Origin of the sequence: Phosphitispora fastidiosa, from assembly GCF_019008365.1 — a bacterium.
GTDB lineage: Bacteria > Bacillota > Thermincolia > Thermincolales > UBA2595 > Phosphitispora > Phosphitispora fastidiosa.
Genome location: NZ_JAHHUL010000022.1, coordinates 14,342 through 37,479, shown reverse-complemented (window position 1 = coordinate 37,479; position 23,138 = coordinate 14,342). Strand labels below are relative to the sequence as shown.

General features: G+C 46.7%; 22 protein-coding genes and 1 pseudogene. 8 read left to right on the top strand and 15 right to left on the bottom strand.

All coding sequences use genetic code 11. The features are described 5' to 3' along the window. Nucleotides 1-5: 5 nt before the first annotated feature. From Ga0451573_RS16560 to glnA (Ga0451573_RS16550), 3 genes are all read right to left on the bottom strand, one after another. Nucleotides 6-1,508, bottom strand: coding sequence for a glutamate synthase-related protein (locus tag Ga0451573_RS16560; RefSeq protein ID WP_231685269.1), 1,503 nt, complete (start codon nt 1,506-1,508; stop codon nt 6-8). Beyond that, on the bottom strand, nt 1,505-2,599 hold the full coding sequence (locus tag Ga0451573_RS16555; RefSeq protein WP_231685268.1) for a class II glutamine amidotransferase: 1,095 nt from the start codon (nt 2,597-2,599) through the stop codon (nt 1,505-1,507). Before Ga0451573_RS16555 ends, Ga0451573_RS16560 begins: the two co-directional genes overlap by 4 nt. A 112-nt stretch (nt 2,600-2,711) precedes the next feature. Further along, nucleotides 2,712-4,040, bottom strand: coding sequence for a type I glutamate--ammonia ligase (glnA, locus tag Ga0451573_RS16550; RefSeq protein ID WP_231685267.1), 1,329 nt, complete (start codon nt 4,038-4,040; stop codon nt 2,712-2,714). Between the two features lie 601 nt (nt 4,041-4,641). On the opposite strand from glnA (Ga0451573_RS16550), the gene Ga0451573_RS20185 reads away from it, so the two are divergent. Both Ga0451573_RS20185 and Ga0451573_RS16540 read left to right on the top strand, forming a co-directional pair. Next, a complete protein-coding gene (locus Ga0451573_RS20185) occupies nt 4,642-5,328 on the top strand; it encodes a CAP domain-containing protein (RefSeq protein ID WP_337833082.1) in 687 nt (228 codons plus the stop codon). A gap of 293 nt (nt 5,329-5,621) precedes the next feature. Then, a complete protein-coding gene (locus Ga0451573_RS16540; RefSeq protein ID WP_231685266.1) occupies nt 5,622-6,284 on the top strand; it encodes a CAP domain-containing protein in 663 nt (220 codons plus the stop codon). Nucleotides 6,285-6,396: 112 nt separating this feature from the next. Here the strand turns inward: Ga0451573_RS16540 and Ga0451573_RS16535 are convergent, their stop codons facing one another. Continuing rightward, nucleotides 6,397-6,600: a 4Fe-4S binding protein gene (locus tag Ga0451573_RS16535; protein ID WP_231685265.1), complete on the bottom strand. Its 204-nt coding sequence runs from the start codon at nt 6,598-6,600 to the stop codon at nt 6,397-6,399. A gap of 239 nt (nt 6,601-6,839) precedes the next feature. On the opposite strand from Ga0451573_RS16535, the gene Ga0451573_RS16530 reads away from it, so the two are divergent. Next, on the top strand, nt 6,840-7,148 hold the full coding sequence (locus Ga0451573_RS16530) for a DUF6951 family protein (RefSeq protein WP_231685264.1): 309 nt from the start codon (nt 6,840-6,842) through the stop codon (nt 7,146-7,148). 70 nt (nt 7,149-7,218) lie between these two features. Here the strand turns inward: Ga0451573_RS16530 and Ga0451573_RS16525 are convergent, their stop codons facing one another. The 11 genes from Ga0451573_RS16525 to Ga0451573_RS16475 form a co-directional block, all read right to left on the bottom strand. After that, a complete protein-coding gene (locus Ga0451573_RS16525) occupies nt 7,219-7,593 on the bottom strand; it encodes a desulfoferrodoxin (protein ID WP_231685263.1) in 375 nt (124 codons plus the stop codon). A gap of 21 nt (nt 7,594-7,614) precedes the next feature. After that, nucleotides 7,615-8,343, bottom strand: a complete 729-nt coding sequence (locus Ga0451573_RS16520; RefSeq protein WP_231685262.1) for a ferredoxin-like domain-containing protein — start codon at nt 8,341-8,343, stop codon at nt 7,615-7,617. A gap of 138 nt (nt 8,344-8,481) precedes the next feature. After that, on the bottom strand, nt 8,482-8,931 hold the full coding sequence (locus tag Ga0451573_RS16515) for a YkvA family protein (RefSeq protein WP_231685261.1): 450 nt from the start codon (nt 8,929-8,931) through the stop codon (nt 8,482-8,484). Between the two features lie 101 nt (nt 8,932-9,032). Next, on the bottom strand, nt 9,033-9,707 hold the full coding sequence (locus tag Ga0451573_RS16510) for a stage II sporulation protein M (protein ID WP_231685260.1): 675 nt from the start codon (nt 9,705-9,707) through the stop codon (nt 9,033-9,035). A gap of 139 nt (nt 9,708-9,846) precedes the next feature. Further along, nucleotides 9,847-10,281, bottom strand: a complete 435-nt coding sequence (locus tag Ga0451573_RS16505) for a zinc ribbon domain-containing protein (RefSeq protein WP_231685259.1) — start codon at nt 10,279-10,281, stop codon at nt 9,847-9,849. A gap of 370 nt (nt 10,282-10,651) precedes the next feature. Then, nucleotides 10,652-13,789 (bottom strand): efflux RND transporter permease subunit, encoded by a 3,138-nt coding sequence (locus Ga0451573_RS16500; protein WP_231685258.1) that lies wholly within the window; start codon nt 13,787-13,789, stop codon nt 10,652-10,654. A gap of 33 nt (nt 13,790-13,822) precedes the next feature. Then, a complete protein-coding gene (locus Ga0451573_RS16495; RefSeq protein ID WP_231685257.1) occupies nt 13,823-14,461 on the bottom strand; it encodes a TetR/AcrR family transcriptional regulator in 639 nt (212 codons plus the stop codon). 320 nt (nt 14,462-14,781) lie between these two features. Further along, complete coding sequence (gene glnA, locus Ga0451573_RS16490) at nt 14,782-16,104, bottom strand: type I glutamate--ammonia ligase (RefSeq protein WP_231685256.1); 1,323 nt, start codon at nt 16,102-16,104, stop codon at nt 14,782-14,784. Between the two features lie 132 nt (nt 16,105-16,236). After that, nucleotides 16,237-16,818: an ANTAR domain-containing response regulator gene (locus Ga0451573_RS16485; RefSeq protein ID WP_231685255.1), complete on the bottom strand. Its 582-nt coding sequence runs from the start codon at nt 16,816-16,818 to the stop codon at nt 16,237-16,239. Between the two features lie 187 nt (nt 16,819-17,005). Then, on the bottom strand, nt 17,006-17,344 hold the full coding sequence (locus Ga0451573_RS16480) for a P-II family nitrogen regulator (protein ID WP_231685254.1): 339 nt from the start codon (nt 17,342-17,344) through the stop codon (nt 17,006-17,008). 13 nt (nt 17,345-17,357) lie between these two features. After that, nucleotides 17,358-18,746 carry an ammonium transporter gene (locus Ga0451573_RS16475; protein WP_269438356.1) on the bottom strand — a complete coding sequence of 463 codons (1,389 nt, stop codon included), beginning with the start codon at nt 18,744-18,746 and terminating at the stop codon, nt 17,358-17,360. 736 nt (nt 18,747-19,482) lie between these two features. On the opposite strand from Ga0451573_RS16475, the gene Ga0451573_RS16470 reads away from it, so the two are divergent. From Ga0451573_RS16470 to Ga0451573_RS16450, 5 genes and pseudogenes are all read left to right on the top strand, one after another. Then, nucleotides 19,483-20,535, top strand: a complete 1,053-nt coding sequence (locus Ga0451573_RS16470) for an MtaA/CmuA family methyltransferase (protein WP_231685253.1) — start codon at nt 19,483-19,485, stop codon at nt 20,533-20,535. Beyond that, nucleotides 20,528-21,175, top strand: a complete 648-nt coding sequence (locus tag Ga0451573_RS16465; protein ID WP_231685252.1) for a corrinoid protein — start codon at nt 20,528-20,530, stop codon at nt 21,173-21,175. The genes Ga0451573_RS16470 and Ga0451573_RS16465 overlap by 8 nt, the downstream gene beginning before the upstream one ends. A gap of 26 nt (nt 21,176-21,201) precedes the next feature. Then, a pseudogene (locus Ga0451573_RS16460) lies at nt 21,202-22,593 on the top strand (monomethylamine:corrinoid methyltransferase). Between the two features lie 108 nt (nt 22,594-22,701). After that, nucleotides 22,702-22,977, top strand: a complete 276-nt coding sequence (pylSn, locus tag Ga0451573_RS16455) for a pyrrolysine--tRNA(Pyl) ligase small subunit (RefSeq protein ID WP_231685251.1) — start codon at nt 22,702-22,704, stop codon at nt 22,975-22,977. Beyond that, nucleotides 22,978-23,124: a hypothetical protein gene (locus Ga0451573_RS16450; protein WP_231685250.1), complete on the top strand. Its 147-nt coding sequence runs from the start codon at nt 22,978-22,980 to the stop codon at nt 23,122-23,124. Nucleotides 23,125-23,138: the final 14 nt, after the last annotated feature.

Below are 23,138 nucleotides of genomic sequence, written 5' to 3'. Positions count from 1 at the left end.
CCCTCCTACTCTCCGGCTGCTTTGACGCCAAGTATTTGCAGTTCCTTTTCAGAAAGGCCCACACCCCGCAGCATCAGCCTGTTCCCCCTGAGGCTCTCCAGGGCATTTATGCCCATGCCACCAAGCAGTTCCTTGATTTCAAGCGTCCAGGCCCTGAGCAGTTTGGCAGCACGCTGTGCTCCTATGTCAGGGTTAAGCCGCTTCACCAAATTGGGATTCTGGGTCGCAATACCCCAGTTGCACTTTCCGGTATAGCACTTCTGGCACATGTGGCAGCCCAGGGAAATCAGGGCTGCTGAAGCAATATATACTGCATCTGCTCCAAGAGCCACAGCCTTCACAATATCAGCGCTGTTCCGGACACTGCCTGCTATTACCAGAGATACCCTGTTCCTGATCCCTTCCTCGCGCAATCTGGTATCCACAGCCGCCAGAGCCAGCTCTATGGGAATCCCCACATTGTCACGTGTCCTCAGAGGGGCAGCCCCTGTACCGCCGCGCAGACCGTCAATTGTAACAATATCAGCGCCCGCACGGACAATCCCTGACGCAATGGCAGCCACATTATGAACAGCGGCAATTTTTACAGAAACTGGCTTTTGGTAATTAGTTGCTTCCTTAAGGGAAAAAATCAGCTGGCCCAGATCTTCAATGGAATAAATATCATGATGCGGAGCAGGTGAGATGGCGTCGCTTCCTTCAGGAATCATCCGGGTCAGGGATACCTCCCGGCCTACCTTTTCACCCGGCAGATGACCGCCGATACCCGGCTTGGCGCCCTGACCAATCTTTATTTCCACGGCAGATCCGGCATTCAGGTATTCGGAATATACGCCAAAACGTCCTGAGGCTACTTGAACAATAGCATTCCCGCCGTACCGGTAAAGGTCACTGTGCAGGCCGCCCTCACCGGTGTTAAAATATGTCCCTGATTCTGTCGCCGCTCTGGCCAATGACTTCTGCACATTGAGACTGACTGAACCAAAGGACATAGCGCCAAACATGATGGGTAATTCCAGTTCCAACTGGGGAGGCATCTTTTCTGCCAGCCGACCGTTCTCTATTTTCAGGGAATCAGGTTTACGGCCCAGGAATGTTTTCAATTCCATAGGCTCACGAAGTGGGTCAATGGAAGGGTTGGTAACCTGGCTGGCATTCAATAGGAGATGATCCCAGAAAATCGGGTAATTACGGTCTGTACCCATACCTGTAAGCAGAATTCCTCCTGAAGCAGCCTGTTTGTAAATACTGTTAATATCATGAGCAGTCCATCCGGCGTTTTGCCGGTATTCCAGGGGATACCTTCTGATAGTAAGGGCCCTGGTGGGACACAGAGCCACACACCTGTGGCAGTTGACACATTTAACATCATCAGAGATAACCCTGTTTTCCTCTTCATCATATATATGGGCTTCATTGGCACACTGGTTAACACATACCTTACAATTAATACACCTGTCCCTGTTTCGTTCTATTAAAAATTCCGGAGTTGTGTAGTCAAGGCTCATAATATAGTGTTCACTCCTTCCAACATCCCGATAACAGGTTCGCCGCCCCTTGGTATCCAGATATTTTCCGGTTCAGGGCAAATCTCCCTGATGGCAGACTCCTCACTGGCCACATATAGAAAATCTCCTTTGGTCGCGGCAACCAGGGAACGCAGTTTTATCCTGTCATTTAAGGCCACCATCCCATTGGCGGTCCCCAGGATAATTGAAAAGGGGCCGTTAATCAGGAGGCTGCTATAAACAGTCCTCAGCGCCCGAAAAAGCTCCCTGCGCTCAGCATCCATGCGGTCAATTTCCTTCCACAAGGGAGCAGCCACAGCAGCTATAGCCATTTCCAGAGGAAGGCCCTGTTTTCTCATCAGGTAATCGAAAATATAGGTAATGGCTTCCGTGTCTGTCTGCAGGGTACACTTGTAGCCAAACATCTCCAAAAAGCGGGCATTTGCATGATATGAAGAAATCTCACCATTATGCACTATTGACCAGTCCAGCAGGGTAAACGGGTGCGCCCCGCCCCACCAGCCCGGGGTATTTGTCGGAAAACGGCCATGAGCAGTCCAGATATATCCCTTGTACTCTTCAAGACGGTAGAATTCGCCGATGTCCTCCGGAAATCCCACCCCCTTGAAAGCTCCCATGTTTTTGCCGCTGGAGAATATATACGCGCCTTTGTAAGAACTGTTAATCTTCATCACACACCGGACCAGGTATTCGTCCTCTGTCAGTTCTGAGTTTGACAGCCTGTTTTTCTTGGGCTGCACGAAATATCTCCATATCAGAGGTGGATTGGTTATCGACTTCACCTTCCTGGTGTGAATCAGTTCACTGGTATCAACATTAAAGTGTTCATTAATAAAATCCTCTGCGGCCACCCTGTCATTCAAGCAGTCATAAAACACATGCAGGGCATAATGTTCCTTGTACTCAGGATAAATCCCGTAAGCGGAGAATCCTCCGCCCAGGCCGTTGGAACGGTCATGCATCAGGGCTATTGATTTGATTATGTCAGTCCCCGGAATACACTGCCCCTTTTTGTTCATGATTCCGCTGATGGCACAACCTGAAGGAATTCTGGGAAAAACTTTATCCATCTATTCCACCTACTTTTTTTAACATTTATGTTAAGTTTTTCCTGGCAGAGGTCAAAGGAATACCGGCTAAACAACATCCTCAGCCGGCACACCGTCATTCAGCAAAGTTTGTTTAGTATACTGCCAGGTATTCATCCAGTTCCCAGGGATGGACCTGTACTCTGTACTTATCCCACTCAATCATCTTGGCTTCAATAAAACGGTTATAAGCGTGATTGCCAAGAGCGCATTTGAGGACTTCATCCCTGGACAGATACTGAATCGCCTCATATATACTTGCCGGCAGATTTTCAATACCTTCAGCCAGTCTCTCTTCAAGAGTCATTTCATAAATATTCTTATCTGTCGGCGGTGGCGGCTGTATTTTGTTTTTAATTCCGTCAAGACCCGCTTTCAGCGCAACAGCTATTGCCAGATACGGGTTACACGCCGGGTCAGGATTTCTCAGTTCAATCCTGGTACTGACACCTCGCTTCGCCGGGATGCGGATTAAAGGACTCCTGTTCCGGGATGACCAGGCAATATATACCGGAGCTTCATATCCCGGAACCAGACGTTTATATGAATTTACGGTGGGATTGGTAATTGCAGCCATGGCCTTGGCATGTTTAATCAGGCCGCCAATATAATATTTAGCCACATCACTCAACTGGTCAGGGGTGTTGGGGTCATAAAACGCATTGTTTTCTCCCGAAAACAGTGACATATTGAGGTGCATTCCCGACCCGTTAATACCATAAATGGGTTTCGGCATAAAGGTTGCATGAAGTCCATGACGCTGGGCAACGGTACGCACCACGAATTTGAAAGTCATAACTTTGTCTGCAATATCCAGGGCATCATCATATTTAAAATCTATCTCATGCTGCCCCGGAGCTACCTCATGATGTGAGGCCTCAATTTCAAAACCAAGCTCCTCAAGGGTCATAACCATGTCCCGGCGGGCATTTTCACCGAGGTCCACAGGGGTAAGGTCAAAATACCCTGCTTTATCATGGGTTATTGTGGTCGGTTTACCCTCAGCATCGGTATGGAAGAGGAAAAATTCAGCTTCAGGACCCACATTCATACTGAAGCCCATCTCAGCAGCCTCAGCGAGAGCCCTTTTCAGCGTATTTCGCGGACATCCCTCAAAAGGAGTCCCATCGTAGTTGTATACATCACAGATCAGGCGGGCCACCGAGCCCTCCCTGGGCCGCCACGGGAAAACTGCAAATGAATTGGGATCAGGTATAAGGTACATATCAGACTCTTCTATCCTCACAAAACCTTCTATAGATGAGCCGTCAAACATTATTTCCCCGTCAAGAGCCTTTTCAAGCTGCTCAATAGTAATGGCTACATTCTTCAAAACCCCGAAGATATCTGTAAACTGCAGCCGGATAAACTTAACATCAGCTTCTTTTGCCCTTAGTAAAACATCTTCTTTGGTTAACGTCATTGTTAACACACCTTTCTATATAAGTATTAAAAGTATTGCTGCATGAGAAACAGCTTAAAAAGATTGCCCCTCCCTTCCAAAAAATCTTATATGAACAATAAGCTTCAGATCAATAATAAAGCGCCCACAAAAACAGGTTTATACACCCTGTCATTCGTGAGCGCCGTTGCTCAGATTCCCAAAATGATACATCATTGTATCCGGGATATTTATTTTAAGATAAACCATCCTCTTATCTGGTAACAATTATATCACAAATCACGTCAAATGCAATACTTATTTTATTGCTTATTATTGTATACTTTGATGTGATATTCGGCAAGCCCCTCCGTAATATGGTATCCATTATTTACTTGAAGGTATTTGCTGAAAAGCCTTGAATTTCACCATCAAGAAAGTTATCATTAAGTCCGCACCGCTGCCATTAATTCCTGTCGGAGTTAAGAAGAGGTGCTTTATTATTGATATGGCTGTGATTTAGTGTATGGTTGTGATTTAGTGTATGGTTGTGACTAGTGATATGACTGGAATTGTGAAATCTTTCATTTTCCTGCCGTTACCATGTACACCATTATCCTACTAGATGAAAGGAGACTGATCAATGATTATTAAAAAATTACTATCTTTACTAGCAACTACCCTGCTACTGTCAGTTACCTTTGTATCTCCGGTTTTTGCGGCCTCAATTGAGGTGCCGGCCCCTAATGTACAGTCTATCTGGAACCATGTTCAGGACATGATTAATGGTCAAGACTCTGCACCTTCTCCAGCCACAGCTGATGTTCCGGCGCCACAGCCAAAACCTGAACCACAGCCGGAGCCGCAACCGGTTCCGCAGCCACAGCCAAAACCCGAACCACAGCCGGAGCCGCAGCAGAAACCAGTCGCCGGACAACAGTTCAGTCAATTTCAGAAAAGAGTGGTCGAACTGGTTAACATTGAACGTCAACAAGAAGGCCTTCAGCCTCTGTCTGCAGACCCGCTCCTGATGAAAGGCGCTACGGCAAAATCACAGGACATGGTTGATAATGGATACTTCAGCCATAATTCGCCGAAATATGGTTCACCGTTTAACATGATGAAAACCTTTGGCATCAGTTATCGTTATGCGGGAGAAAACATTGCCTCAGGCCAAGCATCTCCCGAATCTGTTGTCCGTGCCTGGATGAACAGTCCCGGACACAGGGCAAACATCATGAGTTCCAAATTTAATAAAATCGGTGTCGGCTATGCATATACAACTGGTGGCAGCTATCATCACTTCTGGACCCAGTGGTTTACCAGCTAAACATTGACCATTATAAGGAGCGCTCCTAGGGGCGCTCCTTATATTATGTCAACACGGAGTTAATCGGTATTTCCTCTGTAAACACTGGCAAATTTTACTTAAAGGGAATCAGTAAATGATGGTTGAAACATATAAAAAAGGCTTTTTATGTTAACATTACACTAGTTTACTAATATTTAATTTCGTAAAGGAGGTGATGCGCCGGATAAGTGGTACCATATTTTCAAAATCGGCAGTACCCGCAAATGATCCAAAAAAATTCCGCAAATTTTTTGATTTGAAAGGAGACTACAATGAAATTGAAAAGAATACTGTCCCTTCTCGTTGTAACCATGTTCCTGTCAGCTGCCTTTGTGACTCCTGTCTATGCGGCTACATACAACTCGGCCTCGTTTCAATCGGTATGGAGTCTAATATACAAAATCAGGGCTTCACAGACTCCACAACCGGCTCCGGCTCCAACTCCTGCACCTGCTCCAAAACCTGAACCGGCACCTGCTCCGGCTCCTGCTCCAGAACCGGCTCCTGCTCCAGAACCGGCTCCTGCTCCTGCACCCGGATACCAAATGAGTGCATTCCAGAAAAGAGTAGTTGAGCTGGTTAACATAGAGCGCCAAAAAGCAGGTTTGCATCCTCTGGCTGCCAACACTCTGCTCATGAAAGGCGCTACGGCAAAATCACAAGACATGGTTAATAACAGGTACTTCAGTCATACATCACCTACGTATGGTTCACCCTTTGCAATGATGAAGACCTTTGGTATCAGTTACCGCTATGCAGGTGAAAACATTGCCTCAGGCCAGACATCACCCGAATCTGTTGTCCGCGCCTGGATGAACAGCCCCGGACATAAGGCAAATATAATGAGTTCCAAATTCAATAAAATCGGTGTCGGCTATGCATACACAACCGCCGGCAGCTACCACCACTTCTGGACCCAGTGGTTCACTAACTAAACATCAATCTATTTAAAGAAAATGGGGAAACATTTCCCCATTTTCTGTTTTAAGAAAAAGAAATCCCGGGATGCTGGGCCCGGGGTCAAGAATCTATATTAAGTGAGTTCAGCTAGCTCATTGTAATTGCCTTGCCGCGGCATACCCTTTCACACTTGCCGCAGCCGAGACACCTTTTAGTATCTATTTCCACAGGACCGTTGTGAACAAGGTCCTCAGCCCAGTGATGAGTTATAGCATCTATGGGACATGCCAGCATGGCATCACATACTGCACACTTCTCACATAAATTTAGGTCGATTTTGGCAATGGCCATATAACTTCACCCCTTTCGAATCGCCTATACCCCTACCGGGTATGCCTATATTTTATCACCATCCTTTTTGCCTTGTCAATAGCTCTTTGGATGTATTTTTTGGATACCCATAGAGAGCTAAAAACCATTGTTTTTGATTGACATATGGTTTGTGAATGCTTAAAATAGAAACATAATATCTAGGGAACACATACCCGTACCCCCTATGTTTCTAAAATAATGCAGAGGAGATGAGAAATATGGCCCAAGTTGAAATTGATGCAGGAATCTGCGGTTTTTCAACAAATGTGCAGGCAGAGAGTCAGTCTAAATACCAGTGTAAACTCGATATCCAAAGTCAATGCAAACACGTGCAAAAGTTGGCGGAAAAGCTGGATGAAGTCAATGCAATGGATGAATTGTTTAAGAAAGGTAAATCCCAGGTCCTGGCCGCAGCTCAGGAGACACTTCCCCATCTCACCTGCCCGGTTCCCATTGGAATATTAAGAGCAGTCGAGGCATCTACCGGACTGGCGCTTCCCAAAGATGTAACTGTGAAATTTAAGTAAAAGGTAAAAATAGCTTCAGAAAAAAACAGGCCGTTCCTAAAAAGGGAACTGCCTGTTTTTTATGCTGACACTACTTCTTCCACAGACCATGCAAATTGCAGTATGCCCTAACCTCGATATTATCCGAATTCAGAAAAAACTCAGCTATCGGTTCATCTCCCGGTTTTAGAAACTTCCGCTCGGTTCTATCACCCCCGATAACTTCAATCCATTCAATATAGTGTTTATCCACCATCGGGTGCAGTACACTGCCAACACTGACCTTTATTCGGTTACCGGCGATTTCAACTACCGGTACATGTTTTTCTACACTGGCATCCTGAACATTAGGCTGCTTCAATTCCATCGGCTTCTCACAACACACTAGCTGCCCTTTTCCGGTATGCACCATCGCAACTATATTCCCACATATACCGCATTTGTAAACCTGATGCAGCTCTGTCATTTTGAAGTCCCCCTTTTTTATTTAAGAGTTCATCTGGCTTATTTCCTCCATAGCTTTTCCTTTCTCCCCGGCAGGTATGTCAATAAACCTGGTCAGGCTGTCTATACCAACCTTGTCGATGAATTTGCTAAGGCGCTGCCCTTTACGGGCCGCCTTTTGATACAGGGTGATGATACTGTCAACTATTTCCAAGACCTCCTCGGCGCTCTTCCCTTCACAAATTGTATCAGCAATTCTCGGCTGCCCGCCTGCATTTCCGCCGGCCATAACCTTGAAACCATTGGACGTCCCAACAATTCCAATATCCTTTACCGCACTTTCGGCACAACAGTTCGGACAACCGCTGACACCAATTTTAAATTTATTTGGCAGCTGCATACCATGATATTTCCTGTCTATGGCCAAGCCAACTCCGACAGAGTCCTGTTTGGCCCTCTTACAAAAGTCAATCCCAGGGCAAATCTTTACACTTCGGACACAAAATCCTATTGCCGCACCCTTCTCAATGTCAAGCTCGGCCCAAACGTTTTCTAAATCTTCTTCCTTCAGACCCACCAAAGCTATCCGCTGCGCAGAGGTAACCTTTACCAATTTACATCCGTATTTATCACCGATATCAGCCAGTTTTCTCAAGGTGGCCGTATTAGTAATCCCACCCGGTAAATGCGGAGCTATGGCATAGGTCTCCCTGTCCCTCTGTACGATAGCACCCTGCTCCAAGATGTCTTTTTTAAATTCATTTGACTCCATATTATGTACCCCCTTCTATTAATTACTAATTTGTATACATTTTTTGTCCACATTCCAGATAAAAAAATATTGTTTACCCGTTTGGTATAGTTTTATTATAATAAACCTCTGCTCCTGTGTCAACCAAATTTTATGCTTTTATATTTTCATTTTTCGCTGCTTCACAAGTTTTCCTAACAATCTCAAACCTGCCCTGCCGGTCAGATATATCCCTTTAGCAGATAATTTGACTGCCTTCCCCAGCAATGCTGCCAAAATTCGTTTGGCAGCATCCAGGTCACTGTCGATTTCTTCTATTGTGATCCCATATTCAGTCTGATAGCGGGCTGCGATTTCCGGTGGCAGACCTTTCAGGACCATTTTAAGACTTCCTAAAGCAACCAATATATCATCTATTTGTCCTGCAACCGGGATAAATCCCGGAACAAGGTCAACCGGTGAAACGGCATAAAAGGCGCCCATAGCCAATAACGCCTTTTGTCCGGTTGTCAGTGAAGGCTCTCTGGATAATGCCCATGCCAGCTTTAAATAAGCGGGCATTCTTTTGAGCACCGGTTTTATTAAATCCTTGATTGCCTCAAGATTCACGATATCAGCTCCGTTTTTAATTTGATACCATACCTTATATTATATCATTTACTGCAAAAAACTAAATGACCGGTATCCGCCCAGACGGTTTTACCGGCCATTTAATTGATTCCCGTGGCCACCATTAATATTGAAAAGATCTTCGGAGTAAAATATACCTCAACAAAAGCGCATAAGGCAGTAAAGACCCCTAATAGCCCCAATACCCGGGCTTTTACAAGGGGGCCGGAAACATTGGAAAAAAGTACCCTTCTGGTTACTTCCATGCCAATTGCACCGGCCAGGCTTACTGCAAGCAGTTCGGGGAGTCCATGCGGGAGAATAATTCCCGTAAAGATAAGCATCACATTTTTGCTGATACTTGTAGAAGTCCCGTTTAAAATAACAGCAATGTTCACTGCCTGGCGAATCAGAAAAATAGCTGGGAACAGGTACAACAGCACCTTCTCAAATGCCGAAATATCGTCACTCCGGCTGCGCAATTTCTGCCATACCCTGCGCAGGAGAAGGGCAAGAGGTGTGAAATATACCAGCAGCACAACAATAAAAAAATTGTTCGAAAATATCTTCAGGAATTCATTCACCATATATTGGTCGTAATACGTCAGAAACTCTGTGAGACACTGACCGGTAAGTGAAGTCTCTCCTCCGGATGCGGTTATGGCGCTAATTATAAAGAGTGATACTATAAAGGCACAAACAGGGCTGCCAAAGCACAGGGTAAAAAACACCGGATTAAAGTGATCGGTTAAAGCGCTTTGCTTAATCTGTTCCATATGATACCTCTGTATTTTTCAGATTTTTGCAACAACAGTTAACTGATATTGTAACAAAAATACCTCCTATTGTCTTGAAAAAAACGTCGCCAACCATAATAAATTAGCGACATTTTTCGACACACGAATAACTATGTAATTACAGTTGACCGCCGCACCCCGGGCAAAATTTGCCTCCCGGCTCAACCGCAGCCCCACATCTGGGGCAGTTGGCTGCAGCGGCAGACTGTTGTGAAGCCTGCTCCGACAACGGCGGCTGCTGTCCGGCAGCTTGCTGTCCGGCCTGCTGTCCCTGTGCCTGTTCTTCCTGCATCTTCTGGTCAAGCTCAGCAACCTGTCTTTCCAGGTCCTTGATTTCCTCACAAACCGCAGCAGCCGCACTGCCTGGTTCCAGTCCTGACGCGAAAGCCTTATAGACCAGATCTCCCAGTTGTGTTTTCTTGTCCTTAATCTTGCCCTCAATTTGTGTCTGCTCTATTTTCAATCTCCCTGCAGTATAAAGTTCCTGTGACTTTGAACTGAGTGTATTAGCAGTACTCTTGGCAGTATCCGTCAGCTTCTTGAAAAAACTCATCAAACCACCTCCAGAGCTATTTTAAATTAATTAAACACCAAAAACCGGAAACTGTCAACCATTGTTACAGGGGCTGTCTGAGACAGCCCCTCAACTGATTGACAAACCCCATATTTTTGATATTAAAATGTACCAAGGGACAGGGGTAGATGAATTCCTCGGGCGGGGCCCCCAATCCGTTACCGAACCCCGGCCTTTCAGAAAGGCCGGGGCTTCGACGGATCGGGGGGACCCCCAGACATCTCCGCCGGCAGCCGCTCCCGCTTTGCGGTCGCGGGCCGGACGGACGACAGACTCCGCCCTCCGGAACACATCTACCCCTGTCCTATAACATTTTTAGCGTTCAATATTATTGACCTTGTCAATAATATTAGCCGCTCACTGCAGCCCTGTTTTCTCTTCTTTTTCTTATTTTCCGTATCAGCCGCTGTTTCAGGTCATCCAAAAGGGTATAAGCAACCGGAATTAAAATGGGGGTCAGAATGGTGGAGGTCAAGAGCCCCCCAACCAATACAATACCCATCCCCCTCCTAATCTCCGAGCCCGCAGCCAGGGCCATGGCAGTAGGAAGCATCCCAAAAATCATTGTAGTTGAAGTCATAAAAATAGGCCTGAGTCTTGTTGTCCCTGCCTCCAACAGTGCATCCCTAAGGCTTGCGCCCCTCTCCATCAGTGTGTTGGTATAGTCAATCAGCAGTGTACCGTTTTTAGCCGCTAAACCCTCAAGCATAATTAGGCCTATTATTGACAGGATGTTCAGGGTGTTGCCCGTCAGCAGGAGAGCAAGCATGGCCCCGATAATCCCGCAGGGGAGAGAGAGCATTCGGATAAAAGGGGTCAAGAATGATTCATAAAGGACCACCAGAATCATATAAACAAGCACCAGAGACAAAACCAGGGCCTGAGCCAGGTCTGTATTGGAATCATTCATCTGCTTTATCTCACCGTCATAGCCGATATCATAACCATTAGGTATATCAAGTTTGGCAACTTCGGTCTCAATGTTGTTTACAATTGTTGACAGAGATTCACCCTTGTAATTTGCCAGGACTGTTACCATCCGGGACCTGTTTTTATGTCTGATTTCGGTAGGACCCTTGGCAGGAATTATGTCAGCGAGCTGCTTAACTAAATATGTCTGTCCAAAACGGTTGGAAACAGTTATATTTCCTATGTCTTCCGGGCTTTTCCGGTTGACATCGCTTAACTGAACCCAAATATCCATTTCCTTGTTGTCAATGGTTACAGTTGAGGCCTCCTCACCGGCCATGGCAGCCCGCATCGCCTGAGCCACCTCGGCGGTGGTTAGACCCATGGCTGATGACTTGTCACGGTCTATAACCACCTTGAATTCGGGCTGAGCGTTTTCCTCCCATGACATGTAGACATCATCAGTTCCGGGTGTTTTCTCTACTATTCCCCGGACTTTCCCGGCCAGGTCTGTCAGGACGTTCATATCTGACCCGCGGATCTCCACCATAATAGGAGCTTCCATATAATTGAGACCTGCCATCTGGGCCTCCAGAATTTTTATGGTAACTCCTGGGTAATCTTCCCAGCCGCGGGCTATGTCGGCAACTTCCCAGACACTTTTGTCCCTCTCGTTTTTGGGCTTCAGGATTACCTGGATGCTTGCCAGGTGAGGTGAACTGGCGCCACCGATGAAACTTGTGTTACTGGTTCCGCCGCCTACAGTAGAAAAGGTATGTGACACCTCAGGAATCTTTTCCAGCCTGCCTTCCAGGTTCCTGACAACCTTGTCAGTTACGTTCAGAGTTGTTCCCGGCGGCATTTCCACAGTTACTTTAAACTTACCCTGGTCAGCCTTGGTCATAAATTCGAAGCCGATTACGGGAATCAGACAAAGGGAAGCGATTACACCTGCGAGTACCACGGCAATAACTTTTAAGCGGTTATCCAGCGCCCAGACAAGTGTCTTCCGGTAAATTGCTGTTATAAACTCACCCAGACTTCCGGTTTTACTGCCAATCCATTCCCAGAGGCGATTTTTTTTCTTCTTCTGCCCGCTATCGGGAACATATTTATAAAACTTGGCAGCCATCATCGGAGTAAGGGTAAATGACACAAAAAGTGAGAACAGGGTAGCCACAACCACGGTAAGACCAAACTGTTTAAACATCTGTCCTACCATACCCTGCATAAAGGCAATCGGTCCAAAGACCACCACATCGGAAAGAGTGATGGCAATAGCAGCCATGCCAATTTCCCCACGCCCCTCTATAGCCGCTGTGTCAGCGTCTTTGCCCATCCTCAAATGACGGTGGATATTTTCCAGAACCACAATGGAATCATCAACCAGGATACCGACACACAGGGACAGCCCCATGAGTGACAGCATATTAAAGGTATACCCAAAGAAGTACATCATCATAAACGTAGCGATAATCGATGTAGGAATTGCCAGCATTACTATAACCAGTGACCGCCATTCCCGAAGGAAAAACAGGAGTACCAACCCGGTCATAATAACGCCTTCCACCAGAGTACGCTGTGTATCTGCCAGGGAGTCTTTAGTAAAGGTGGAACTGTCGTCTGATACTACAATATTGATATCCTGCGGCATAACAGCTTTTAAGCTGTCCAGTTCATCCCTGAGACCCTCAGCGGTGTCGACAATACTGGCATCACTCTGTTTCTGAATAATCAGCCCTACAGCCTCATTGTCGTTAAGCCGGCTGTATTCTTCCACCTCAGCGAAAGAATTTTTTACTGAGGCGATTTCCCGAAGCGGGACAGTTGCTCCTGCCGGAAGTGGAACCGGCAGTTTTTCAATATCGGCAAGGCATTGGAATTCCCCCACCAGCCTCACGTCATAACGCATTGTATCCCCCTTGATGTTGCCACTGGGGACATTGAGATTCTCTGCCCGTAAGAGCCCGACCACCTGATTAACAGACAAGCCGTAAGACTCCAGCTTAACACGGTCAATCTCTACCCTGACCTGTTGTTTTTTGCCTCCAACAATATTAATCGAAGCTACTCCGGGTACTGTCTGCAGACGTTCCTTAACGGTATCATTTGCTATCTCATAAAGCTCGTTTAAAGGACGTTCTCCGGAAACCGCCAGGATGAGTACGGGATCAGCATTCATATCCACCTTCTGGACAATGGGTTTTTCCATGTCTTGGGGCAGTTTCATCATCACCCTGTCGACAGCCTTCTGGGCATCCATTGATGCTATGTCAACATCTGTGGCCATGGTGAATTCCATTACAGTTGTGGCTATCCCCTCAGCAATCCACGACCTGGTGTCTTTCAGACCGCTAAGTGAGGAGACGGCCTCCTCTATCTCATCAACCACCTGGTTTTCCATTTCCTCCGCCCCCGCGCCGGGGTAGACACTGATAATGGTAACAACAGGAATATTAGCCTTCGGAAACAGGTCAGAACCAATTTTAGAATAGCCAAACATACCCATGACTACGAAAAACATTATAATCATCGACATTGCCGATGGACGTTTAATCGCAAGTTCAGTTATCTTCATCTTTAAGCCCCTCCCATGAAACTTTAACCGGAATCAAAAAAACATCCCTGCAAGAACAACCCCGGCATCAACACTTTCTGCTTTTATCCCTTGATAAAAAACATCCAGCCCCTCTTTAAATATCTCCAGCAAGTCCTGCTCGGGGTTCCCCAGCCAGGTAAGAATATTCGAGTAATAAACACCCATATAATGCTGAGTAATCACGGCAGCAGAAAACATAGGGGAAATATCCCCCTGGTTCTGCCCCAGGGTAACCACTTGTTCTACAAAATCCTCATAACCACTCCTTGGTATTTCATCGGTTTCCACTCCGTAAAAGTAATGCCGCGGGTCTAATGCATAAACCTCAATTAAAGTAGCATTTTCGGTCATCCATTGGGCTGATATCCGGCACATAGCCAGCAGCCGGTTATAAGTTGAGTCCAGGCTGATAATCTGATCCCATCTTTTTCGGGCCTGGTCCTCGACAACAATATGCAGATATGTTGCTACAATGGATTCTTTGGAAGGAAAATAATTGTAGAGGGTCCTCAGGGCTACATCCGCTTTCCCGGCTATATGCTGCATGGTGGTTGCCGTAAAACCATTTGTGTTTATCAGTTCTATGGCGGCATTTAAAATTCCGGCTTTGGTAGCTTCTTTTTTACGTTCCCGCATTGTCTGGTCAGTCATCCAAACCCTCCCCTTTTTCTGCTCTGCATCCTAACCGTTTTGCACCATATGTATTTTTGCATAGCGTGCAAATTACACCTATAAATAATTATAAAACCGGAAGGCTTTAGCGTCAATATAAAAAAGTCCAAGGCCAGACCTTGAACAATTTTCGTGAGACTTCTTATTTAACATATATTAATAGTCATAAAGTTAGGGGCAGATGTGTTCCGGAAGGCAGAGTCTGTCGTCCGTCCGGCCAACGACCCGCGAAGCGGGAGTTGCTGCCGGCGGAGATGTAGCCTGCCGGAGGAACATATCTGCCCCTATTCAAATTACAATTAATATGTGCTTAAATAAGAGTCGATTTCCCACTGACTGACTCTTATCCTGTAATTATCCCATTCTATCTGTTTGCCTGCTACAAACTTGTTAAACACATGTTCACCCAGCATTTTTTTCATAACCTCGTTCTGCTTCAGTTCCTCCACCGCTTCTGCCAGGCTGGCCGGCAGGCTCTGAATTCCGGCAGAATCTCTTTCCGCAGCTGTCATATTGTATATGTTAGCGGCCATTTCTGCGGGAGGACTGATTTTGTTTTTGATACCGTCTAAACCGGCAGAAAGGGCGGCAGCTATAGCAAGGTACGGATTGCAGGACGGGTCCGGGTTTCTCAGCTCAACACGGGTACTGGCGCCGCGCTTGGCAGGGATTCGTACCAGGGCGCTTCTGTTAGCTGCTGACCAGGCCAGGTAAACAGGAGCTTCATATCCGGGAACCAGCCTTTTGTAGGAGTTCACTGTTGGATTAGTTAGGGCAGCAAAGGAGCGAGCATGTTTTAATAAACCGCCAATATAGTAATAGGCTTCCTCACTGAGTTTCTTCATGCCATTGGGGTCATAAAAGGCGTTGGCGCCATTTTTAAAAAGTGACTGGTTGATATGCATTCCAGAGCCGTTAATCCCAAATATCGGCTTTGGCATAAAGGTGGCATGCAGTCCGTGGCGCTGCGCGATTGTCCTGACAACCAGCTTAAAAGTCATTACTTTGTCAGCAACATCAAGGGCATCAGCATATTTGAAATCAATTTCATGCTGTCCCTGAGCCACCTCGTGGTGTGAAGCCTCAATTTCAAATCCCATCTGCTCCAGATTTAACACCATGTCGCGGCGGGCGTTTTCACCCAGGTCCACAGGAGTCAGGTCAAAGTAACCGGCAGTGTCATGGGTAACCGTAGTAGGCCTGCCGTGTTCATCAACCAGGAAGAGAAAAAACTCGGCCTCAGGGCCTACATACATGGAGTAACCCATATCAGCCGCTTCCTTAAGGGCCTTTTTGAGGACATAACGGGGGTCACCTTCAAAGGGAGTTCCGTCCGGCATATAAACATCACAGATCAGTCTGGCAACCGAGCCATCTTTAGGCCTCCATGGAAAGACCAGGAAGGTATCCGGGTCAGGTCTCAGGTACATGTCGGATTCTTCAATCCGGGTAAAGCCTTCGATAGAAGAGCCGTCAAACATTAATTCACCGTCAAGGGCCTTTTCCAGCTGTTCAACAGTAATGGCCATGTTTTTCATCACCCCGTAAATGTCGGTAAACTGCAAGCGGACGAACTTTACATTCATTTCTCTTGCTTTTTCCAATACTTGTTTCTTATCCATGTAAACACACACCTTTCAGAAATTTTTATTTTTTGGAGAAAAAATTAAACGCCCAAAATAAAGGTCTGAAAACCTTGATTTCAAGCGTCATTGCCATAGTGCGGATACAACCCTGTATCCCCGGTTATTCTTTTACATGTTTATTTCATGAGCCAGAATGATTGCCTTGGCCACAGATTTCATCGATACACGCTTATTCATGCTCTGTTTCTGGATCCTTTTAAAGGCCTCGCTTTCGGTCAGCTTATAACTATCCATCAGAATTCCCTTGGCCTTTTCGACCAGTTTTCTGGTTGCAATAACGTCCTTGAGCCTTGATACCTCCTGTTCAAGAGTTCTGATTCTCGTGTAGTTCTTGATCACGATGTCAATAACGGGAAGCAGGCTCTGCTCGGTAACCGGCTTGATAGCATAAGCGAAGAGCTGCTGCTCATCAGTTTCTTTTTGTATGGCAAACTGATCTCCGGAAGTCAACAATATTATCGGAGCTAAACCGTCCTCTTCGACTATATAAGCAAATTCGGAGCCATCCATAACAGCCATTCTGGCATCTAAAATTACCAGGTCAGGCTGTCTGGTTCTTATCAGCTTCAGGGCCGTTAAACCGTCTTCCGCCTCTCCGGTAACCAGATGTCCCGCCTGGTTAAGTATCGCTTTAAGCGCTTTTCGTGACTGGGCGTCCGGGTCTGCTATGACCACCCTTGCTTCCCCCAAAGCAATCCCTCCTTTCCCGCTATAATATAAAAAAGCCCTCGAATTAAAAGCTTTCGCTTAAAATTCTGAGGGCTTCCTCGCCACATGTTGATACTTCATTGTATCACTATTATTTTGTGTTTGGATGACATACTATCTATATAAATCATTATAGCAGAGTTTTTCAAGATTGCAACATCAAATTTATTCAAATGGCATCTTCCCCGCCCTCACCGGTTCTAATGCGGACAGCATTTTCGACAGGGTAAACAAATATTTTGCCATCACCTACTTCACCGGTTCGCGCCGTATTGATAAATATCCTGACAACCTCGTCAACCCATTTATCCTTGATAACAATTTCCACTTTTATCTTGGGTAAAAGGTCAATTGTATACTCAGTGCCCCTGTAAACCTCCTTTTTACCTTTTTGCAAACCACATCCGATTACTTCGGTTACTGTCATGCCATGAACACCAAATTTGCCCAGGGCATCTTTGATATCATCCAGTTTAGAGGGACGAATAATGGCCTCAATCTTTTTCATAAGGTAACACCTCCTAATTAATAGACTTTGCTTGAATCACCGGAGTATGGCCGGATACTTTCGAGCTTCTGATTGCCGACCCGCCTGAGGCAAAATCCCGATAGGCATCCTCACCATGCTGGGTGATATCCAAACCTGCTTCTTCCTCCTCGGGGGATACCCTGAGTTCAAAAACCAGACCAATCGCTTTCAGGATAACAAATGTGCCAATTGCGGCAAACAGGTAAGTAACCACTACAGCAATAACTTGTTTGATTACCAGCGAAGGATCGCCGTAGAAAAGTCCGTTAGCGCCCCCTGGGTTAACAGAAGTGGTAGCAAAAAAACCTGTTGCAATAGCCCCCCATGTACCGCCAATGCCGTGAATACCAAAGGCGTCAAGAGAATCATCATAACCAAGTTTGCCCTTAACCACAGCAATCATGAAGTAACATAGAACTCCGGAAATTAAACCAATTACAATTGCAGCCATCGGTGTAACAAAACCGGCAGCGGGGGTAATGGCAACCAGACCGGCTATGGCCCCACTGACCAGGCCAAGCACGGTAGGTTTGCCATGATGCCTCCATTCCACTAATAACCAGGCCAACGCGGCAGCAGCTGCAGCCGTATTGGTGTTTACAAAAGCTGCCACAGCAATGCCGGTTGCACCCAGGGCGCTTCCGGCATTGAAACCAAACCAGCCAAACCAGAGTAATGCGGCACCCAAAACTACCATTGGAATGTTATGCGGCAGGGTGGGGTCGCTGGCGCGGTTTTTACGCTTTCCAAGTACCAAAGCAGCCACCAAAGCAGATACCCCGGAAATTATATGCACTACAGTACCACCGGCAAAATCAAGGGCGCCCAGGCTGCGGATCCAGCCACCCACACCCCATACCCAGTGGGCCACCGGGTCATAAATCAATGTTGCCCAAAGCAGAATAAAAACAATGTAGGCCGGAAATCTCATTCTCTCAGCAACAGCGCCGGAAATAAGAGCCGGCGTAATGATGGCAAACATCATCTGAAAGGCCATAAATAACTGGGCTGGAATAGTTGCCGCATAATCCGGATTTGGATCCAGCCCAACACCCTTCAGGCCAAACCAGTCCAATCCACCAATAAATCCACCAATATCAGGCCCAAAAGCCAAAGTATATCCTATAACAACCCATTGTACTGAAATCAAGGCCATCACAATAACACTTTGCATTGTGGTACCTAATACATTCCTTTTACGCACCATGCCCCCATAAAAAAGTGCCAGACCGGGAGTCATTAACAAAATCATGGCTGCAGATATTAAAATGAAAGTAGTATCCCCGGTATCAACCACCGGAGCGTCAGCAGCCCAGGACATGCCAGGCGAAACAAATACTAACAGCATCGTTAAAGTTAGAATTAATTTGGAAGTCTTCATCGGCGTCACCCCTAACATTAATTTATCCAATCAAACAAATATGCTCTCCTTCAGGAATCGGCGCCAATTCCCGCTAGAGAGCATCTTTGCTCAACCCAAAAATACTACAAAGAATCCTGGGGTATGAAAATCCAAAATAAAAAACGCTTTTAAGGAAGTATCCCTTCCAAAAAAGCGTCACTGCTAACAGATACATCAACGTATCAGATATTTAATTTTGATTTATTTTAGCATGGTTAGTTTCACCAGTCAACATATTTTTTCGTTTTTTTCGGGTGTTATTTTAACCATACATTAAATACCTCCCCCCACCTTCCAAAGTTTAAACCTAAAGATTAACCAATGGTTAAAAACTATTTTAACCTTCGTTAAAAAAAGTGTTGCAATAATAATTCCTATGTGCTAAACTTTAAAATATCAAAAATCAAATGATACACAGACGTATCGAGCAATGGCGCTTTCCGGAGACTAACATCTCTGGCAAGCGCTTTTTTTCTTACTGACATCAGGTTACAATGGTGTATAACCCCGGGCGCTGCAGCCCTAATGACGGAGAGATATTCTCTATCATTAGGGCATTTTATCTTAATTCCCAACTAAAAGTTATTCGGAATTAATACTATTAACACGGAGGGTTGGTCGGCAGGACCACACAGACTCTAAATCTGTGCAGCCGGGTTGGACTCCCGGACTCTCCTCCAATTAAAAAATTTTATTTAACAGGAGGTAGATCAAAATGGCTTTGGAAATGACTTCCCGGGAAAGGGTTTTAGCAGCTCTCCGGGGTGAAGAAACAGATTGTTTACCTGTTATCTGTGTTAACCAGCATGCTACGTATGAACAAATGGAAAAACTGGGGGTCGGGTGGCCGGAAGCACATAATGACGGTATCAAAATGGCAGCCCTGGCAGCCGGCGGCTATTCCATTTTGGGGCTGGACGCCGTCCGGGTTCCCTACTGCCAAACCTTTGAGGCCGAAGCCCTTGGATCCGGTCTGAAAGACGGTGGCAAGACGAACTTACCCAGTATTAATGTTCACCCATTGAAAATCGGCGATCGCCCCCAATTCCCCGCGGATTTTTTGGAGCGCGGCCGAATTCCTGAGCTAATCAAGGCAGTTAAACTGCTTAAGGAAAATATAGGTGATCAGGTGGTGGTAATGGCCGGTGTCATCGGCCCCTTCAGCATTGCCACAAGTCTGTTGGGAATAACGGAACTGCTGATGGCAAGTTTTAAAACACCTGATGCAGTCAGGCCATATATTGAATTCGCCGAAAAAGCCGGCACAGTTCTGGCCAATGCACTTATCGAGGCCGGGGCCGATGTAATTGTAGTGGAAGACATGATGGCCTCCCTTGATATGATCAGCCCGAAGATTTTTCGGGAACTGGCGGTTCCTTATCAGAAAATGCAAATCGAACAAATTAAAGCACCTACTATTATACACATCTGCGGCAAACTGGATGCCCTGATGCCGGATATCGCCAAAACAGGCGCTGCTGCCATCAGTGTTGAGCATACCGTTGATATTCCCGGCGCTCTTGGCAAGTTCAGGGAGGAAGGCATTAAAGTACCCATTATCGGCGCCATTGACCCTGTAAAGACCCTCTTTCAGGGGACCCCGGAAGCTGTCGCCGGGGAAGTACTAAAAGGGTATCAGGATGGTGTAGCTCTAATCTCACCCGGCTGTGCCGTCCCCCCCGCCACTACCACCGGTAATCTTCTGGCAATGGTGGCAGCTGCCCGAGAGATCAAGCCGGGAATGAAAGGAGGTGACACAAATGAGTAAAGACAACATCTTAAGTAAACTGCAAAAATCCATCGAAGAGTTTGATGCCGGTCAGGCCGAAGCAGCTGCAAAAGAAGCTCTGGCAGCAGGCCTGGATCCCATTGAAGCTATTCAACAGGGTCTTTCCCAGGGAATGAATACCATCAGTGAATTATTCGATGAAGGTGAAATCTTCGTACCCCAGATTCTGCTTGCTGCTGAAGCCTTTGAAACCGCAGTGAATGTACTGACTTCCACCATTTCAGTGGAAGAAAAAAATAAAGCCTCACTGGGTAAAGTTCTCATACACACGGTACAGGGGGATATCCATGACGTTGGCAAGAATATTGTCAAAACCATGCTTGCCGCCAGCGGCTTTGAAGTTATTGACCTGGGCCGGGACATCCCGGTTGACGAAGTCGTGGCTAAGGCCAAAGAGCTTAATGTGGACATTATTGCCGGTTCAGCCCTGATGACCACTACAATGCCTGCCCAGCGGGACATCTTGGCATCATTGGGCGAAGAAGGTATTAGGGCCGGGGTTAAATGCCTCTTCGGCGGCGCCCCGGTAACCCAGGAATGGGTAGACCAGATTGGCGCCGACGGGTACGCCGAAAATGCAGCCGAGGCCATCAAACAGGCCAGGAAACTGGTCAGTTAATATCATTTGAGAGGAGGTAACAGAACATGGCATTAGCAAAAAAGGTAACCGTTTTTGACGTTTTTGACCGGGCTAAAACCGGCCCCAAGGTCGCAGAGAAAGAATGGGACTATAAAACAATCCCTCAAACTGCGACCCGGCTTAAGGAAAAATACGGCATCAAAATGGACAAAAAAATGATCATTCCCACGGATAAGACCCTGATTAACAACCTTTTTAAGGCCGGTTTGGAAATGCTGGTGGAATGCGGGATTTACTGTATTGATACCGGCCGGGTTATCAAATATACCGAAGAAGAGGTGCTGGCTTCAATCAATGCCGCTCCCTCCAGGGCTATCCTTGGTGAAGGTAAAGATGCAGTGGAGCTGGCCGGAAGGAAATACACCGATGCCACCCCACCCGTCATTCAAGGCGGCCCGACAGGTGCTCCTGTTTCCGAAAACTATTTCATTCAGGTTCACGAGTCATATGCCCAGGAACCACTGGTAGATACCATTGTAGACGGTGTACTGCAGACCATCAATGGGCATGACCCGGTTCCCAATAGCCCATGGGAGATAGCTGCCGTTAAATCGGAAGCTATTATGGTCCGGGCAGCTCAATTAAGAGCAGGCCGCCCGGGCATGGCCTTGTAGGGGAACGAAACCTCACTTTCAGCCGCCGGGGTAATCGCAGCAGATTTCCCGGGTGGCATGCGGCCATCTGACAGCCATGAGGTATCCCAGCTGAATGAGTTGAAGATTGACGTAGGTGCGTTAACCTTCTGTGCTCATTACATACTGGCCGGGAATGTCATCATGTGTGAACAGATGCCGATTTACGGCGGTTACGCCGGTGGTCTCGAAGAGACTACCATTGTTGACGTGGCCACCACTATCAATGCCTTTGTGATGACACAGGCAACCTGGCATTTGGATGGTCCCATCCATGTGCGTTGGGGCATAACCACCGCTAGAGAGGCTCTGGCAGTGGCAGGCCACTGCGCCATGGCAATTGAAGCCAATACCCATCTGATGCTGGGTAATCAGTATTACACCATGGCCGGCCCCTGTACCGTAATGTGTCTGCTGGAAACAGCGGCCCAGGCCATTACGGATACCGCCAGCGGGCGTGAAATTGTTTCCGGCGTAGCCTCTGCAAAAGGAGTGGCCACCAATTATACCACCGGACTGGAAGCCAGAATGATGGCCGAAGCAGCACGGGCTGTAGCCGGAATGGAAACTGAAAAGGTTAATGTGATTCTGGACAAACTTGTCGCTCTGTATGAAAAAGACTATAAAACAGCGCCGAAGGGCAAGCCCTTTGAGGAATGCTATGATGTCATGAAACTTACCCCGACTGACGAGTACCTCAGGGTATACGATGAAGCAGTTAAAATCCTCACTGATTTAGGCCTGGATTACTGGCGGAATAAATAGCCGGTTTACCGGCCGGCAGGCCGGGAGTTATCTGACTTCGTCAGTATCCCGGCGCCTGCCGGTGAGGTGGCTGACCAATGCCCCTCACTCACTGGAGGTGAACAGATAATGAGTATCAGGAAACACCAACCGCCCGGAGAGATAATTCAAAAAATAAAACTATGGCCGTCCCTGAACGGTATCCTGCATGGAGTTAAATCAGTCAAAATAAAAGGAGCCTATATTGAACTGATTACTCACTGTGGGCAGCAGATTAAAATCAGGAACTCCCGCCACAGCAGGGTGGCCCGCTGGCTGAGGAACAAGTGGTATGCCGGAGCATGTCCCAAATGCCGTGTCCCGGAATGGAAGTTAGAGAAATACTCGCAGACAAAATTTCTATAGTTGGACAACAATTGGGAAGTTACCGAACCATGGGTTGGAGTTGGCTTTGGACTGGAACGACTCGTCATGGCCAAAGAAGGATTTTCTCAGATCAGGCGGGCCGGTCGCAGCCTTGTTTACCTTGGTGGGGCCAGGCTGAACATATAACAGGGCAAACATAT